15 protein-coding genes are annotated in these 17,098 nt (G+C 63.5%); 5 read left to right on the top strand and 10 right to left on the bottom strand.

Annotated features, from left to right (window positions below; translation table 11 throughout):
* Window positions 1-206: 206 nt before the first annotated feature.
* Window positions 207-845 carry a hypothetical protein gene (locus T5B8_RS19600; protein WP_353180964.1) on the bottom strand — a complete coding sequence of 213 codons (639 nt, stop codon included), beginning with the start codon at window positions 843-845 and terminating at the stop codon, window positions 207-209.
* 187 nt (window positions 846-1,032) lie between these two features.
* On the opposite strand from T5B8_RS19600, the gene T5B8_RS19595 reads away from it, so the two are divergent.
* Window positions 1,033-1,911, top strand: coding sequence for a sulfite exporter TauE/SafE family protein (locus tag T5B8_RS19595; RefSeq protein WP_353180963.1), 879 nt, complete (start codon window positions 1,033-1,035; stop codon window positions 1,909-1,911).
* A 25-nt stretch (window positions 1,912-1,936) separates the two neighbouring features.
* Here T5B8_RS19595 and T5B8_RS19590 read toward each other — a convergent pair whose 3' ends face one another.
* The 5 genes from T5B8_RS19590 to T5B8_RS19570 are packed head-to-tail and all read right to left on the bottom strand — an operon-like array spanning window position 1,937 to window position 7,214.
* Window positions 1,937-3,391 (bottom strand): ABC transporter permease, encoded by a 1,455-nt coding sequence (locus T5B8_RS19590; RefSeq protein WP_502950820.1) that lies wholly within the window; start codon window positions 3,389-3,391, stop codon window positions 1,937-1,939.
* A gap of 42 nt (window positions 3,392-3,433) precedes the next feature.
* Window positions 3,434-3,727, bottom strand: a complete 294-nt coding sequence (locus T5B8_RS19585; RefSeq protein WP_353180962.1) for a HigA family addiction module antitoxin — start codon at window positions 3,725-3,727, stop codon at window positions 3,434-3,436.
* On the bottom strand, window positions 3,727-4,005 hold the full coding sequence (locus T5B8_RS19580; protein ID WP_353180961.1) for a type II toxin-antitoxin system RelE/ParE family toxin: 279 nt from the start codon (window positions 4,003-4,005) through the stop codon (window positions 3,727-3,729). Before T5B8_RS19580 ends, T5B8_RS19585 begins: the two co-directional genes overlap by 1 nt.
* Before the next feature lie 57 nt (window positions 4,006-4,062).
* Window positions 4,063-5,037, bottom strand: coding sequence for an ABC transporter permease (locus T5B8_RS19575; protein ID WP_353180960.1), 975 nt, complete (start codon window positions 5,035-5,037; stop codon window positions 4,063-4,065).
* Complete coding sequence (locus T5B8_RS19570) at window positions 5,037-7,214, bottom strand: ABC transporter substrate-binding protein (protein WP_353180959.1); 2,178 nt, start codon at window positions 7,212-7,214, stop codon at window positions 5,037-5,039. The genes T5B8_RS19575 and T5B8_RS19570 overlap by 1 nt, the downstream gene beginning before the upstream one ends.
* A gap of 166 nt (window positions 7,215-7,380) precedes the next feature.
* Here T5B8_RS19570 and T5B8_RS19565 point away from each other — a divergent pair, with 166 nt between their 5' ends.
* From T5B8_RS19565 to T5B8_RS19555, 3 genes are all read left to right on the top strand, one after another.
* Window positions 7,381-9,282 carry an AMP-binding protein gene (locus T5B8_RS19565; RefSeq protein WP_353180958.1) on the top strand — a complete coding sequence of 634 codons (1,902 nt, stop codon included), beginning with the start codon at window positions 7,381-7,383 and terminating at the stop codon, window positions 9,280-9,282.
* An 82-nt stretch (window positions 9,283-9,364) separates the two neighbouring features.
* A complete protein-coding gene (locus tag T5B8_RS19560) occupies window positions 9,365-10,768 on the top strand; it encodes an SH3 domain-containing protein (RefSeq protein ID WP_353180957.1) in 1,404 nt (467 codons plus the stop codon).
* A gap of 13 nt (window positions 10,769-10,781) precedes the next feature.
* Window positions 10,782-12,056 (top strand): SH3 domain-containing protein, encoded by a 1,275-nt coding sequence (locus T5B8_RS19555; protein WP_353180956.1) that lies wholly within the window; start codon window positions 10,782-10,784, stop codon window positions 12,054-12,056.
* Between the two features lie 41 nt (window positions 12,057-12,097).
* Here the strand turns inward: T5B8_RS19555 and T5B8_RS19550 are convergent, their stop codons facing one another.
* Complete coding sequence (locus T5B8_RS19550; RefSeq protein ID WP_353180955.1) at window positions 12,098-12,622, bottom strand: GNAT family N-acetyltransferase; 525 nt, start codon at window positions 12,620-12,622, stop codon at window positions 12,098-12,100.
* On the bottom strand, window positions 12,619-13,008 hold the full coding sequence (locus T5B8_RS19545) for a DnaJ family domain-containing protein (protein WP_353180954.1): 390 nt from the start codon (window positions 13,006-13,008) through the stop codon (window positions 12,619-12,621). The genes T5B8_RS19550 and T5B8_RS19545 overlap by 4 nt, the downstream gene beginning before the upstream one ends.
* 1,039 nt (window positions 13,009-14,047) lie before the next feature.
* On the opposite strand from T5B8_RS19545, the gene T5B8_RS19540 reads away from it, so the two are divergent.
* Window positions 14,048-15,016, top strand: coding sequence for an alpha/beta fold hydrolase (locus T5B8_RS19540; protein ID WP_353180953.1), 969 nt, complete (start codon window positions 14,048-14,050; stop codon window positions 15,014-15,016).
* Here T5B8_RS19540 and T5B8_RS19535 read toward each other — a convergent pair.
* Together T5B8_RS19535 and T5B8_RS19530 are read right to left on the bottom strand one after the other, a co-directional pair.
* Window positions 15,013-16,098: a PA0069 family radical SAM protein gene (locus tag T5B8_RS19535; RefSeq protein ID WP_353180952.1), complete on the bottom strand. Its 1,086-nt coding sequence runs from the start codon at window positions 16,096-16,098 to the stop codon at window positions 15,013-15,015. The two genes, T5B8_RS19540 and T5B8_RS19535, sit on opposite strands and share 4 nt — an antisense overlap.
* A gap of 178 nt (window positions 16,099-16,276) precedes the next feature.
* A complete protein-coding gene (locus T5B8_RS19530) occupies window positions 16,277-17,035 on the bottom strand; it encodes an SDR family NAD(P)-dependent oxidoreductase (protein ID WP_353180951.1) in 759 nt (252 codons plus the stop codon).
* Window positions 17,036-17,098: the final 63 nt, after the last annotated feature.

Below are 17,098 nucleotides of genomic sequence, written 5' to 3'. Positions count from 1 at the left end.
CGCCAGCGTTAGGATCGCGAATTTACAGAAAGGGTGTTGCTTATTCGATTCGTTGCCAACCAGAGTGACCATATATAAAGGCCTGATTTGAAGCTGAGCCCAGACCATGCGCCTTTTGAATCAGGCCGGTATATGCGCATCAATACCCTCAGAAGTTGTACCTACGTACTCTCGTGAGGGGCGCTGGGCGGCCCGGCGAGGCGGCCTTAGTAGTCGCTGCGCATTACCCGTTGCAGGTCGCGCTTGAGACGCCGCCTGTGCCGCCATCCCTTCAATAGTGTCGTGTCCACCGATGTCGGGCCCACGTTTTCGCCCGCGGAATCGAGGCTGAAGTCGCGCACCGCGCCGATGAGTTTTTCGTCCGGGCCGTAGTTCAGGATCCCGGTAACGGTGAAGCGCTGCAGGTTAATCGTGGACACGGGCGCTTTGCGGCTGGCGGTCAGGCCGGCGTCGAAGGCGCTGGATTCGAGCAGATCGCTGAATCGGCCAAGGTCGATATGGGCATTGCCCGGAACCGGGCCTAATACGCCAGTGCGGGTCTTGCCGCCGTCTGCTTCGGTCGTGCTGGCGGGCTGATAGGCATTGACCGTGCCCCGTGACGGGCCGTCGCTGGTTTCTATATCGATAAATACGGAGCGCAGATAGGCAGATTCAAGCCCCATATTGGCGAGATAGCAGCGCGACTGCAGGCCGCGCCCGCCGGCCTGCTTCAAGAACAGTCGCGGCAACTGACTGCGATACAGGCCCTTGGCCATCAGCTGGCCATAAACGGTCCAGACGACAAGCGTGGCAGCCGTTATGCACAGCGTAAGCACCTGGGCGTTGGCGCTGATGAAATCCCACATGTTCGCGGCTCGACGCGATTTTGAACCGCCACCCTACAGGTCCTGAGCCCACCCCCGGCGCTGCTCAAGCAGTCAAGGCAGCTTCCTATAGATGGAAAAGTGATTTGTATTTCAATTAATATTCTTTTTTGTCGAGTATTCGGGCCGGATAGAGTTCGCGTCCTGATCTCATCGTCCGGCGTTTCGTGTGCAAAAACTTATCTTGTTCGGTATTGCGGGTTTCGTTGCGCAACTGGTCGACGGCTCGCTGGGCATGGGCTATGGGCTGACCTCGTCGACGATGCTGATTGCGCTGGGCGTGAGCCCGGTGGTGGCATCGGCGTCGATTCATTTCGCCGAGATCGCGACGACCGCCGCCTCTGGGACGGCGCATTACCGGTTCGGCAATGTCGACGTCGCCCTGCTCAAGCGCATGGTCGTACCGGGCGCGATCGGCGCCTTCGTCGGTGCGTTGTTTCTGGGCTCGATTTCGGGCGATCTGATCAAGCCGTTCGTATCGGCCTTCCTGCTGTTGCTGGGCGTGTACGTCACCGCTTCGGTCGTGCTCGGCCTGCGTAAAACGCGGGAGAAGAAGCTGCTGTCGCACTGGAAAACGGTGCCGCTATCGATCGTCGCCGGCTTTTTCGACAGTGTGGGCGGCGGTGGCTGGGGGCCGATCGCCACGCCCACGCTCATGGCCCATGCCGGGATGGAACCGCGGCGCGTGGTGGGCACCGTCGATGCCAGCGAGTTCGCCGTGACGCTCGCGGGCTCGCTGGGGTTCCTGGCCGTGCTCGGCCTACATGGCATCAACTGGTCGTGGGTGGCGATCTTTGCCGTCAGCGGGCTGATCGCGGCGCCGATCGCCGCCGCCCTCGTGCGCTATCTGCCCGCCCAGGTGCTGGCGGCAATCGTCGGCGGCGCGATCATTCTGACCAATGCTCGTATCGTACTGGGCTCGCTAGGCGTCGATGCGGCCGTGGTGAATTCGCTGCTGCTGGGTGGGCTCGTGCTGTGGGCCGCGCTCGTGGCCTATGTGGTACGGCGGTATCGTCGTGGTACGACGCTTGTCGAGGCGGCTGGCTGAGCGCCAGCCGCGGTCAATAGCTCGCCTAGCGGGCGCCGCCGGCCGGCTCGGCCGGGGCCCGGCGCTTGACGGCACGCCCGCCGGCGTCGCCGCGCAGGCGCGGGTCGAAGGCATCGCGTACGACGTCCGCGAACAGATTGGCGGCCAGTACCAGCACCAGCATGAACACGAAGGCGCCGCCCAGGCGCCACCAGACGATCGGGTCGCGCGCCATTTCCAGGCGCGCGGCGTTGATCATGTTGCCCCAGCTGTTCATGGTCGGGTCCACACCCACGCCGATATAGCTGAGCACCGCTTCGGCCAGCACCAAGGCCGAGAAATCCAGTACCACCTGAATCAGCACGATATGCATGACATTGGGCAGCATGTGGCGGCCCAGAATGCGCATCGGCGAGCTGCCCAACCCACGCGCCGCACTCACGTAATCCAGCTCCGAAAGCTTGCGCACTTCGGCGCGCAGCAGTCGGCACAGCCCGGTCCAGCTGGTGATGCCTAGAATCAGGCACAGAAACAACAGCCGCAGATCGGCCCGTGCCGTGGTCGAGCCGAAGGCCTCGGCATGGTTCTCCATATAGACCTGCATCATCAGTACCGCGGCGGCGATGAGCAGCACGCCGGGAATCGAAGACAGCGTCGTATACAGATACTGGATGACATCATCCACCCAGCCACGAAAATAGCCGGCCAGCGTACCCAGCAACAGGGCGAAGGGCAGCATCACCAGCGTGGTGAGCGTGCCGATGGCCAGGCCCGTGCGGATACTCTTGATTGCCTGATAGAGCACGTCCTGGCCCACCTTGTCGGTACCCAGCACGTGATATTCGACCGCCAGCGCGGCGGTCGCGCCCACGAGCACGGCGAGTACGCCGGCCGTGATCAGCGCCGCCCGCCAGGCCAGGGGCGTGGTATCGCGCAGGATAGCGCGGGCCACGGTGGCCGGCGGCACTTGCTGGTGGGCCGCGATCAGTCCGATCAACGGCACGCACAGCGCCAGCCACACCGCCAGACCCCATCCCGCGCCCCGGGCCGCACGGCGGGCGATATCCTCGCCGCGGGTCAGGCCGCTGTCGTTGAGCGATGTGCCCGCATGAGCCAGACGCGGATAGACCTGGGCCTTGCTGCCATCGGCTGCAGTCACCACCTGCTGCACGTAGGAGTGCAGGGCGAACGGCGCTGAATAGGTGTATTCGGTGTGTTCGATCAACGGCGCGGCGATCGTATCGAGCACGCTCACGACCTCGCCCGAAATGCGGGTCTCGCCGGCCTCGTTGGTTACCGTCGGCCGGTAGTGGATGCTGTCGAGCACGCCGATGGCCGTGTAGGCCAGCAATATCACTAGCGTGACCATCCCAACCGGCCGGGCAAACACCCGCAGCCACGGCACCCGCAACGGCTTGCTGCGCGCCGCGCACACCACGAATACCGCGATCGCAATCAGCAGCAGGTAGATCAGCGCGTCGGTGTAGAGCAGGACGTACAAGGTCTTCAGCTGTGCCGGTAAAAAATAGCAGCGGTCAGGCGATCAGGCCGCATCGAACTCGATTTTCTCGACGGTATCCAGGTCGATCGTACGCCTCGCCTGCCAAAGCTCGTACTGATCCTGTAATGCCATCCAGCTTTCGGGCGAACGACCCAGCGCTTTCGACAGCCGCAGTGCCATTTCGGAGCTGATCCCGCTCGTTCCCCTGAGTACGCGATTGAGTGTGGACGGCGACACGCCGAGTTTGCTCGCCAGCGTCCGCCCCGTGATGCCGAATGGCTGCATGTAGACATCACGGATGAATTCGCCGGGGTGCGGAGGGTTGTGCATGGTCATCAGTGATAATCCTCGTAATTCAGTACGTGGGCGTGGCCGTCACGAAACTCGAAAGTGAGGCGCCAGTTGCCGCTGACCCATACCGACCATCGATCAGCGCCCTTTGCCGTAAGCGAATGCAGTTTGAAACCGGGGACATCCATATCATCGATCGTCTGCGCGGTATTCAAGGCGGCGAGTTGCATTCGTAAGCGCTTGACATGATCCGGCTGTATGCCGGCCTTCGACCCGGTTTCGAAGTATCGCTTCAATCCTTTATGTCGAAAAGATTTGATCACGGCATCATTTTAGCGTGTTGCGCAACGCGCAACAATTAATATGCTGTCGTTTTGCTCTCATAACCGGATCCGCGGATCAAACAGCGTATAGCTGATATCGGTGAGCAGCAGGCCGACGATATAGAGCACCGAGCCGAGGAACACCATCGCCCGCACGATGGCGAAGTCCTGATTGTTGATGGCTTCGATGGTGTAGCTGCCGAGCCCCGGAATGCCGAAGAACGACTCCATGATCAGACTGCCCATGAACAGCAGCGGCAGCAGTACGACCACGCCGGTAAGAATGGGGATCATGCCGTTCTTGAGTACGTGCACGAACAGAATCCGCAGGTCCGACAGGCCCTTGGCCCGGGCGGTACGGACATAATCCTTGCCGTATTCCTCCATGAAGATGGTGCGATACCAGCGGGTGCCCGAGCCGATGCCGCCCACCACGCCGATGATCACCGGCAGCACCAGGAACTTGCCCATGTCCCAGCCCGCGTCAAAACCGGAAATGGGCACCAGATTCATGAGCTTGCCGGCCACGTACTGGCCCGCGATGATGTAGAACAGCGGCGAGATCGACATCAGCACCACGCACAGCACCACGCCGCCCCAGTCGATGGCGGTCGAGCGAAAGAACACCAGCAGCAGCCCGAAGGTGATGTTCACCAGCATGCCGACAATGAGCGTGGGTACGGCCAGCGCCAGGCTCGGACCCATGCGTTCGAGAATGTCTGAGGAAATCGAGCGACCGGAATCAGAACGCCCGAAGTCGAAGGCGATTACTTTTACTGATTTCTGAAAGAACAGCGTCTCGGTCAGGCTGTCGAGACCGTCGGCTTGCTCGTTATAGATATAGGGCAAGTCGTAGCCGTGGGTGGCTTTCCATGTCTGGATCGCCTCAGGCGTAACCCGCTTGAAGCCGAGCTGCATGCGCGCAATATCGTCCGGTGTGTTGACCACGAAGAACAATAAGAACGTGATCAGGTTCACGCCGATGAGCACCGGGATGGCATAGAGCGCACGGCGAATGATGTAGGCCAGCATCAGCGCATGCTCCGTCGAACAGTGCCGTTTTCGCGCCGGCGATAAATCCAGACGCCGGGTAGCAGCAGTGCGACCAACAGCGCGATGCCTGCAGCGATGGGCCAAAGCACTGGGTCGTTCCATTCACGGCGCTTTTCGCCACGAAGCGCGCCGTCCAGACGCAGGTATTTCAACGAACTCTGGATCATGCCGTTGGGCTTGGTGTTGTGCAGCCACTGGTGATAGAGCGCGTACTGGCGCGGGAAATAGCCCCATTGCCAGGGAGCGTCGCGGCGCACGATGCTCAGCATGCGCTCGATGATCGCCTGGCGTTCGGGGCTGTTCTCCATCACGCGCATCTGGCGAAACAGCCGGTCGTATTCGTCGTTGGCATAGTTGGCGTAGTTCGAGCCGTCGTGTTCGGCGGTGCCGTTGGGCCCGTAGAGCTGCGACAGGAAATTCTCCGGGTCCGGATAGTCGGCCATCCAGCCGCTGCCGAAATAGATCTGGACATTGCCCTCGGCGATCTTCTTCTGAAAGCGCGGCCAGGTGGTCGCGCGGACCACCAGCTGAATGCCGAGCTTTTCGAACTGCTGGCGCATCCAGTCCATCTGGGGCTTGAAGTCCGGCCCGGTGGCAGGCGTATCGATATTCACCAGCAGCGACTGGCCGGTGTTCGGGTCGATGCCATTGGGATACCCCGCCTCGGCGAGCAGCTGCCGGGCGGTATCGATGGGTTTGCGTACGGCCTCGCCATCCACCCAGTCGTAGACCACCGGGTTCATGCCGGCCTCGCCGTCCTGATAGCCGAACAGCCCCGGCGGAATCGGGCCCTGGGCGACGATGCCGCGGCCGTTGAGAAACAGCGGGATATAGCTTTCCATATCGATAGCGATCGAGATCGCCTGACGCAGCTTGCGCCCGGATTCATCCAGCCCGCCGACGACGTCGTCGTTGAGGTTGAAGCCCAGATAGAAAATGCCCGGCAGCACCGTGGTGGCCAGTTCCATGTCGTGCGCCCGCATTGTCTCGGTCAGATGCGGATTGCCCTCGGCGTCGATATTAATGGCTTGGCCGAACGTATCGTCGCTGATGCCGGAGACGTCGTAATAGCCCTGCAGGAACTTGTTCCAGTAGGGGATGGATTCCTGCTCGCGCGAATACACGGCGCGCTTGATGAAGGGCAGTTTCTTGTCGGCATCCGCCAGCAGGCCGGCCGCACGGTCGCCGTCTTCGCCTTCGCTGGGGTAGCGCTGGTCGTGGAAGTTCGGGTTGGCTTCCAGAACCATGCGCTGGTTCGGGTTGTTCTCGGTGAGCATGTAGGCGCCGGTGCCGACCGGAAACGTATCCAGGCTGATGTTTCGCGACTTCAGACCGGGCTGGTCGTAGAAACGGGTGACCTCGGGCGGCACCGGCGCAAAGAAGGCCAGCGCCAGCCAGTAGCGCAGTTGGGGATAGACGCCATTCACGCGTATTTCATAGTGGTGATCGTCGATCACCCGCGCGCCATCGAAATCGAAAGCGGTGAGGTCCAGCGACTTGCCCGGCGCCAGCTTGGCGCGCGCGGCCTCAAGGCGTTCGCGCAGTTCGGCCAGCCCCACGATATGCGCGCTCATCAGCCCGAAGATGGGCGAGTTCACTTCCGGGCTGGCCAGGCGTTTGATTTCGTGGACGTAATCGCCGGCGCGCAGTTCACGCGTGCCCTGGTGTTCGAAATCCGCGGGACGGATGATGCCCACCATGTCGGCCGCGCTCAGATCGGTGTAGCGGGGGCTGCCGTCGGCCTTTTTCGCGAACGCCGGATGCGGCTGATAGCGAATGCCGGGTCGAATCTCGATGGTGTAGACGCTGGTGGCCACCTCGGCGGCCGGCGTATCCGCGGGCAGCGGGTTGCCGTCGGCGTCGAGATATTGCGGCTCGGGCACCGCGGTGGCGGTGGCCGGAATCAGCGTATAGGGCCGCTTGAGATAGTGATACTGCAAGGGCGGTTCGTAGATGGCGCCGGTAAAGCTGGCCTCGTCGGTGGCATAGGAGCGGGCCGGGTCGAGATGCCGTGGCGGCTCGCGAAACGAGCTGTAGTAGATATCGCTGTCGCGATCGGCATCCGGATAGGGGTTGTTCCAGGGGCCGTTGCAGGCGCCGGTGGCGAGCACGACCAGTGCACAGGCAAGCAGCCGCAGGCCGTTCAGGCGGAACATTCGATCAGGAGTCGCGAGGAGCGCATGCCGTCAATGTAGACGATCGCGAAAGCTGCCCCAAGTCGTTTCGTCACTGCACGCGCCACCTTGGTCGTATGGAGTATGCGCCGGGCGCGCTGGCACATTGGATGGAATAACAAGACGATATTCGATCGAGGAGTGTGGCATGACCTATCAGGCCGAGTTCGAACAGGCCTTGCGCGACCCCGAAGGCTTCTGGCGCGAAGCCGCCGAAGCGATCCGCTGGACGCGCGCCCCGCAGCAGATCCTGGACGCCAGCCGTGCGCCGTTCTATCGCTGGTATGCCGATGGCGAACTCAATACCGCGGATAATTGCCTCGATCGCCACGTGGAGGCCGGGCGCGGCGATGTAACCGCGCTGATTCACGACAGCCCGGTCACCAATTCGCAGCAGCGCTACAGCTATGTCCAGCTGCGTGATGCCGTGGCGAAATTCGCCGGCGTGATCCGTAATCAGGGCGTCGAGAAAGGCGACCGCGTGATCATCTATATGCCCATGATCCCCGAGGCGGTGATCGCCATGCTCGCCTGTGCGCGTATTGGCGCCGTGCATTCGGTGGTGTTCGGCGGCTTTGCCGGCGCGGAACTGGCCAAGCGTATCGACGATGCCAAGCCCAAACTGGTGCTCTCGGCTTCTTGCGGGATCGAGCCCACGCGTATTGTTGAGTACAAGCCGCTGCTCGACCGCGGCCTGGAACTGGCCGAGCATCCCGTCGAGCGTTGCGTGATCTTCCAACGCGACACCCAGCGCTGTGCGCTCACGCCGGGCCGCGATATCGACTGGACCGACGCCCTGGCCGACGCCGAGCCCGTGGACTGTGTGCCGGTGGCTGCCACCGATCCGTTGTATATCCTGTATACCTCCGGCACCACGGGCAAGCCAAAGGGTGTGGTGCGTGACAACGGCGGTCATGCCGTGGCCATGCACTATTCCATGCGCGCCGTGTACGGATTGGGCCCGGACGATGTGTTCTGGACCGCCTCCGATGTCGGCTGGGTCGTGGGCCATTCCTATATCGTCTATGCACCGCTGCTGCTGGGCTGTACCTCGGTGATGTACGAAGGCAAGCCGGTGGGCACGCCCGATGCCGGCGCGTTCTTTCGGGTGATCGCCGAACATAAGGTAGACGTGTTCTTTACCGCCCCGACGGCGTTTCGGGCGATCAAGAAAGTCGACCCCAACGGCGAGCTGGCCGCGCAGTACGACGTGTCCAGCCTGCGCGCGCTGTTTCTGGCCGGCGAACATACCGACCCGGATACGGCTGCCTGGGCCGGCGACAAACTGGATGTACCCGTGATCGATCACTGGTGGCAGACCGAAACCGCCTGGCCGATGAGCGCCAACCCGCTGGGTATCGAACACCTTGACGTGCCGCCCGGCTCGGCAGGCCGGCCCGTGCCCGGCTACGACATCCACGTGCTCGCGCCCGACGGCGAAGAAGTACCCAACGGCGAAATGGGCGATATCTGCGTGAAGTTGCCGCTGCCACCGGGCTGTTTCCCCACGCTGTGGCAGAACGACGAACGCTACAAATCGTCGTATCTCGAGACGTTCGACGGCTATTACCGCTCGGGCGATGCCGGCTATTTCGACACCGACGGCAATCTGTGGGTAATGAGCCGGGTGGACGACATCATCAACGTCGCCGGGCATCGCCTGTCCACCGGCATGATCGAGGAAGTCATCGCGGCCCATGCCGATGTCGCCGAAGCCGCCGTGGTGGGCGCGGCCGATGCCGACAAGGGCCAGCTGCCGGTCGCCATGGTCGTACTCAAGTCCAGTGCTAGCCGTGACGTCGAAGAGATCGTCGCCGAACTGGTGGCGATCGTGCGCGAACAGATCGGCCCCGTGGCAGCCTTTCGGCATGTGGCGATCGTCGATCGCCTGCCCAAGACCCGTTCCGGCAAGGTGGTCCGGGCCACCTTGCGCGAAATCGCCGACGGCAAGGACTGGACCACGCCGGCCACCATCGACGACCCGGCGATTCTCACCGAAATCGAGGCCCAGCTCGGCCAGATCGGCTACGCCCGCCGCCGCAGCGGCTGACCGCGTGCTTCGCAGGTGCCGGGCGCGGCCAACTGCGCTACGGTAGCGCCTCATACGGCATGCGATGCGGGAGGGGCGCGCGATGCGGGTTACGGCGACTGTCGTTTTTGCCACGATGTGGCTGCTCACCGCGTGGACGATCGCGAGCGCCCAGGCGCAGGACAGCGACTATGCCGCCGGCGCCGCCGCTTTCGCGCGCGGCGATTACGCTAAGGCGCATGCGATCTGGCAGCCGCTGGCCGCAGCCGGCGATGTCGCCGCGCAATATGGCGAGGGCTTGTTGGCCGCCAACGGCTGGGGCACGCCGCGCGATATGCTGCGAGCCCAGCATTTCTATACCCGTGCCGCGGAGCGCGGCCACCCCGGCGCCCAGTACAATCTCGCGGTCATGAGAGATACGGGCAACGGCGTGCCGCGTGATGCTGCCCAGGCCGCCTTCTGGTACACGGAGAGCGCCCGCCAGGGGCTGGCCGTGGCCGCCTATAATCTGGCCTTGATGACCCTGGCAGGCGACGGCCTGCGCCGCGATCCGGCGCGCGCCGTCGCCTGGCTCGAGCGCGCCCGGGCCAGCGATCGCGCAGCGTTGATCGCGGCCCTGCCGGTGGCTTCGGTTGGTGTGGGCTCGGCGCATATCCGGCGGACGCCGGGCCGCGACGGCGAAATCGTGGCCAGTGCCGAGCGCGACGAGCAGCTGCGGGTGCTTACACAGCGCGGGGGGTGGGCCGAAGTCTGGCAGCTGGGCCACGAGGGCGCGCCGGATACCGTCGGCTGGATTGCGCAGCGGTTGCTGGTCGATCCGCCCGATCCGAGCGCCCGGCCACTGCGTCTCGATCGCTACGAATTCGGACCATTGACCGATCTGGATGCACGCCGCGTGCGCCGTGCCGGTGAGGTGCAAACATCTACGGTGGCTCGGCGTGGCGCCAACAGCGCGTCGGGCTCGCCGGACCGTTTATTACGCAATACGGGCTGGCTGGCCGGTCTGGATAGTATCGATTTCGGCACGCCGCCCGCAGCCGATTCGGCACGGGTGGCGGCCGCGTTGCTCAATGTGCGCCGTGCGCCCGCGCTCGATGCGCCAGTCGTCGCCCAGTTGCCGCGCGATACGCGGGTTAAAATCATCGAGCGGGCGGCGGGTTGGCGTCGTATCGCGCTGGCCGACGGCGACAACGGCTGGGTGGCGGCATTCCTGTTGGAGGAAACGCCGATGGGCGTCGATATCGATGGGAGCGCGCGCACGGCCCGTATCGGCGCATCGAATGCGAACCTGCGTGCACAGCCGTCGAATCATGCGCCGGTGCTCGGCCAGCTGCATCGCGGCGAATCGATACAGATCGTCGACGAGCGTGGCGGCTGGCGGGAAGTTCGCTTTTCGGGCACGCCGGGCCGTGGCTGGGTGGCCGCGTTTCTGATTGCCGGCGAAATTACCCCGCCGGAGAAATCAGCACAGCGGGCCGCGGTGAGAGTGGGCGAAAGCGGCGGTTAACGGCATAGGATGTATGGAAGCTTTGATTGAAAAACGCAGCGCATGGCACCGCCCATGGCTACCGGTGTTCGTGGCACTCGCGATGATGCTGAGTCTGCCGGCCTTCGGCGACGATTTCTCGGACGCCATCACGGCTTACCAGAGAGGTAACTACGACGTTGCCCACGATCTCTGGGCGCCCCTGGCCGAAGACGGCGATGCCCGCGCCCAGTTCAATCTGGCCCTGCTTTATGCCAATGGTCTGGGCCGCGCCCGTGATCGCGAAACGGCCCGCCGCTGGTTTCAGGCGGCCGCCGAGCAGGGCAATGTTCAGGCCCAGTACAATCTGGGGCGCATGCTGCAATCCGGGGACGGCGTGCCCCGCGATATTGCCGCGGCCCGGCGCTGGTACGAAAAAGCCGCGCGCCAGGATTTCGCCCCGGCCCAGAACAATCTCGCCCTGATGTATCTGGAAGGTCAGGGTATGCCCCGCGATCGGGCGAGCGCGGTGCGTTGGTTGAGCCGTGCGGCCGACGCCAGCCCCGAGGCACGTAACAACCTCAACGGGCTGGCCGTGCGTCTGCCCGAGGTTCGGGTGATGGCCAGTCTGGTCAATCTGCGTGCCGGGCCCTCCATGCAGTCGCAGATTCTCGATCAGGTCAGCCGTCAGGACAGCGGTGTGCTGCTCGACCAGCGTGCTGGCTGGTCGCGGGTCTGGTTCGTCGACTACGACAGCATCGGCTGGATTGCCGACCGGCTGATTACCATCAACCGCAAGGACGCGGCCGATGAGGGCAACGAACGCGTCGCCGCCGACGAGGGGCCGACGGAATCGGCGCCCGAGACGAACGGCGGCGATGATGTCGGCGCGACCGCCGAGGCCGCGCAATCGCCGCGTAATCAAAAGCGTATTGCCGATACCGAGGGCGACACCAATACGGACGGACAGACCGAGGCGCAGCCGGCGACACCGGCCGGGCCCTGGTATACGGTCGCCAGCGGCTCGGCCGAACTGCGGGATGAACCGCGCACCGATGCGTCGGTGCGCGACCGGCTGGCCTATGGCACGTCCGTGAAGCTGCTTGAGCAACGCCCTGGCTGGCGACGGGTCGAGCGCGCCGATGGCGACGCGACCGGCTGGGTCGGCGCGTTCGTGCTCACGCCGGACGACGCCGCCAATGCGCGTCACGCCGCCGAAACCGAGGCTCGTGCGCAAGCCGAAGCCCAGGCGCGAGCCGAAGCCAATAAGCAGGCCGAGGCCTCGGCCCCGCGCAGCAGGCCGGACGTCGTGGGAACCGGCGGTGGCTGAATGCGCTTGTGCCTATGGCCTCACGAGCGCGATGGACGCTATCAGGTCGGTGAATCCTCGGGTATCGGCATGCGCATGATGTAGTCGTCCATCACGAAGCCGTGGCCGATGGATTTCACATCCTCGCGCTCGATATCGAAACCGGTATGTTGATACATGGCCACCGAGGCCGCGTTGTGCCGGTTCACGCGTAGATAGAGCATCGTGGCATCGAGCTCGGCCGCGGTATGGGCTGCCCAGTCGATCAGGCGCCGGCCGATGCCCTGGCCGCGATAGGCCGCCAGAATATAGAGCTTGTCGAGCCAGGCGCACCCGCGCGTCTGCGCATCGGGGGAAACGCCGGCAAAACCGACCGCTGTGTCGTCGATCCAGGCGAGCACGAAACGCGTGCCGGCGTTCTGCTGACGCTCCAGGGTGGCCATGTCGTACTGGGTGGCGAGCATGTACTCGATCTGGGCGCGGCTGATGATGCCGGGGTAGTGCTCATACCAGATACGATTCGCCAGTTCGGCCACGCGGTGGTGATCGATTGCACGGGTGGCTGGCTGTAACAGGCACTGGGTCATGGTGCGTCGCCGTCTTGGCTCGAGGCCAAGCGCTCGCGGATCGCGCCCGCGTAATGGGGATCGGCCAGCAGGGCACGCCCGCGTCGGCTTTCGCGCAACCGGGTTTCCAGCCAGCGCAGTCGCCGGTTCAGTCGTTGCGACTGGCCGCTGTCGGCATCGGCAGTGCGCAGCAGATCGTGGATATCACGAATCTCGCGTTTTGCTTCGATCTCCGGCGGGACGAAGCCGGCGTTCTTGAGCAGCCGGTAGCCGGCACGCAGTTCGGGCGGCACATCGCGGGCCGTATCGCGCGGCAATGGTTTGCCGGCGCCTGCAAGGCGGTCGAACTCGCCGCGTTCGGCGGCGGCTTTGATATGGGCGTCGGCAAGACGATCGAGCAAACTCATGGCGATTCTTTCATGTCTGTAAAAGTTCGGCAGTGAGGCGTGAAAACCGACGTGCCCGTGAACTGGTCCACGTTCAAAGGCGGCAAGTGGTCCGCGAATGAACGCCAATACACGCGAATGAAAGACCGTTTGCGTAACAGGCGCCGCGTCACGCCAGCCGGTTTCTTTGCGCTTGATTATGGGCAAAGTTCAGCATACGGCTTGAGGTGCTGATCCGTCACCCTTGCGCCGATCTTTCGTTTCGCCGTATTCGCGTGTCTTCGTGTCCATTTGCGCAGAACCTGTCTGCTTGAGACAAGCCCACTAGTTGGCACACACAAGCAAGAAGCCATTTATCCGCAGATTGCGCAGATTACGCCGATTTGTTGATTCGGCCGTGGTGGGCGATCGACCGCATGGGTGTTTTGACTGGGGTGGCACTAGCGGTAAGCAAAGGTCCGCAGATCGACGCAGATCGACACAGATCACCGAGATCGGAGATAGGGCATCGCCGTCGTTCGCTGTCGTCTGCGGATTGCCTTTCGCATGCAGCGCGAACAGCAGAGCCACGGCCTTCGAGCGATTTGTCTTTCGCCTTATTCGCGTTCATTTGCGGACAACCTGCCTGCTCGAGCCAAGCCCACTGTGTGGCATACATAAGCAAGAAGCCATTTATCCGCAGATTGCGCAGATTACGCCGATTTGTTGATTCGGCCGGGGTGGGCGATCGACCGCATGGGTGTTTTGAATTGGGTGGCAAGAGCGGCAAGCAAAGGTCCGCAGATCGACGCAGGTCACACAGATCAAACACAGGGCATCGCGGTCATTCGCTGTCGTTTCGCGCAGCTGCCGCGCTTGTTCATCTGCGCAACCTGCGGTTCCTTTTGAACAACGAAGCCATTGCTCAGCTGATTACGGAGTCGCGATCGTCTGGCACAGTTGCCGAGCGTCGGCGCCCCGCGTGTACGGGCCGGCTTTCGTCAGTTTCGTAAAATGCGGGTTTTCGTGGTGGCGTGCGTGCCACCGACGAACAACAGGACGTGACGGCAAGGATATTTTGATGACGGAATTTCTCGCGCCGGCGCTGGACGGCGCCGACTTCAGCGATCGCGTCGAGGCCAATGGTCTGGAGCTGGCCTACGAGCAGTTCGGCCGCGACGAGGATCCTGTGCTGCTACTCATCATGGGTCTGGGCACACAGCTGACCGGCTGGCCGGATGCCTTCTGTCGTGCATTGGCCGATACCGGTTTGCGCGTGATTCGTTTCGACAACCGCGATATCGGTCTGTCCAGCCAGCTTGGCAGCCGCGGCCCGCGTTATGACGGCGCGCGCAGCGCTTTCATCAAGTCGCTGCTGGGGCGGCGTATTCGCACCGCCTACACGCTCGACGACATGGCCGCCGATACGGTGGCGCTGATGGACGCGTTAGGTATCGAGCAGGCACATCTGGTGGGCGCGTCGATGGGCGGCATGATCGCGCAGCTGGTGGCCGGTCACTATCCGCAACGGGTGCTGACCCTGACCTCGATCATGTCGACATCGGGCGCGCGCCGGCTGCCGCGCGGGCGCTTGAAAGTGCTCTTGCGCCTGGCCAAGGCGCCGAAGAACAAAGACCCGGACACCGTCGCCCGGCACATGGCCAAAACGATGCGCATGATCGGCAGCCCCGACTACGGCCGTACCCTGGAAGACTGGACCAGCGAAATCCGGCGCAACGTCAAGCGCAGTTATCGGCCGGCGGGCACGCGGCGACAGATGCTGGCGGTCATGGCCGCGCCCTCGCGCGTGGAGATGCTCGGCCAGATCACCCAGCCCGCGCTGGTCATCCACGGCAAGGCCGACCCGTTATTGCCGGTCAAGAACGGCCGCGATACGGCACGGCATCTGCCCAATGTGCGCTACGAAGAAGTCGAGGGCATGGGCCACGATCTACCGCCGCGGCTCCTGCCGTTGTTCGTGGAATGGATCGCCGAGCTGGTGCACGGCGATAGCGACGCGGGCACGGTCGATTCGTTGCAGGCGGACTAGCCGAAATCGAAGCCGTGCTGGTCGCCGGCGGCGGGCGGCGGCCGAAACTGGCTGCTGTCCAGGGCGATCCGCCGCCGCGCGCCGATGCCGGCGCGTCGACAGGCCAGTTCGAAGCGCCGGGCGATGAGCTGGGAATAGACGCCGGTGCCGCGCATACGCGTGCCCCAGTTCGAATCGTAATCGCGCCCGCCGTGCATTTGCTGAATCAGGCTCATGACATGCGCGGCGCGTTGCGGGTAATGCGTATCCAGCCACTCACGAAACAGATCGGCAATGCCGTGTGGCAGCCGCAACAGCACATAGCCGGCGGTTTGCGCGCCAGCGGCCGCGCCCTGTTCGATCAGCGCTTCGAGTTCGTGATCGGTAATCGCCGGAATCACCGGCGCGACCAGCATGCCCACCGGCACGCCTGCCTCGCTGAGCGCGCGTATCGCGCGCAGGCGTTGCTGCGGTCCCGCCGCGCGTGGCTCCAGGCTGCGTTTGATGGCGGGGTCCAGACTCGTCAGGCTCATCATCACACTCACCAGATTGCGCTCGGCGAGCGCCGCGAGCAGGTCCAGATCGCGCTCGATCAGCCGGCCCTTGGTGATGATCGATAATGGCTGCTTGTAGCGCAGTGCCACGTCCAGCAGTGCGCGGGTCACCCCCAGCTGTTTTTCGTCCGGCTGGTAGGGGTCGGTATTGGCGCCGAGGGTGATCGGTTCGCAGCGATAGTTCGGGTCGCGCAGCTCGGCCTCGAAGCGCTCGGCCGCGTCGGCCTTGTAGTAGATCTCGGTTTCGAAATCCAACCCTGCTGAATGGTCGAGGTATTCGTGCGTGGGCCGCGCAAAGCAATAGATGCAGCCGTGACTGCAGCCCTTGTAGGGATTGATGGAGGCATCGAAGGGCACGTCCGGCGAGCTGTTACGGCTGATCACGCGGCGCGCGGGATCTGCGTGCAGGCGCGTGGCCGGGCGTTGGATGTCTTCGAAATCCAGGGTTTGCCAGCCGTCGTCGAAATCCACGGCATGCGCGCTGGCAAAGCGTGACCCGGGGTTGGTCAACGCACCCCGGCTTTTGTGATGGATGGGACGATGCGGCATGTGTAAACTGTATGCATGAACAGTTTATTCGGCAAGGGGCGTCTTGGTGATGTTTGAGCAAGCGGTTTGTGCGCCAACGAACGCGAAGACATGCGAATAAGCTGAAAGACAGATCGCGCGCACGGGTGGGCTGCGCAACTTTCGACATAATCAACAGCGGCGTTGGCGCGGCGTATCGCTAGGGCGTGATCACTTCGCCGGCCCAGTCGAACAGCTGGCCGCTGTCCTCGGGGGTGAGACGCGCAATCACCGCCAGTAGATGCTGTGCGGCCGCCGCCGCTGTCTGCAGCTGTTTTTCGGGCACGTTGCGTTGAAAGGGGGCGGACAGGCCGGTATCCACCGTGCCGGGATGTAGGCCCACGCAAATTAACTGTTTGGAGCGCCGGCGAAGTTCGATGGCCGCAGTACGGGTGAACTGGTTTTGGGCAGCCTTGCTCGCGCGATAGGCATACCAGCCGCCGCGCCGGTTATCCGATATCGAGCCGACCCGGGCCGACAGGCTGGCGATGACCGCGCGATCACCATGCGTGAGCAGGTCGTGAAAATGCTTGATCATGAGCAACGGCCCGGCGGCGTTGACCGTGAACGCGCGCATGAGATGGGCCGGATCGATATCGGCGAGGCGTTTTTCCGGCCACAGGCCGTGGTCGTCGTGCAGCAGCCCGGCACAGATCATCAGTAGATCGAGCCGATCGCTTATCTGGCCAACCTGCTGGCGCGCGGCCGCGATGCTGTCTTCATCACCTATATCGAGCGTAACGATCTGCACACGGTCCTCGCCTTCGCGTTCGGCCAGCGCGCGCAGCCGATCGGCGGTGGCTGGCGTACGCACGGTGGCGATCACCTGGGCGTGTTCATCGTCTTCGAGCAGTCGTTCGACCAGCGCCAGGCCCAGACCCCGTCCGCCGCCCTGGATCAGATAGTGCTTTCGTTGCATTTTCCCTCCATTTTCTTTCTTGATTAGCCCCGAAACTCAGCAGCGCGCAGTCGCGATTCGGGC

Origin of the sequence: Salinisphaera sp. T5B8 (assembly GCF_040361255.1) — a bacterium.
GTDB lineage: Bacteria > Pseudomonadota > Gammaproteobacteria > Nevskiales > Salinisphaeraceae > Salinisphaera.
This window is presented reverse-complemented; position numbering and strand designations above follow the sequence as displayed.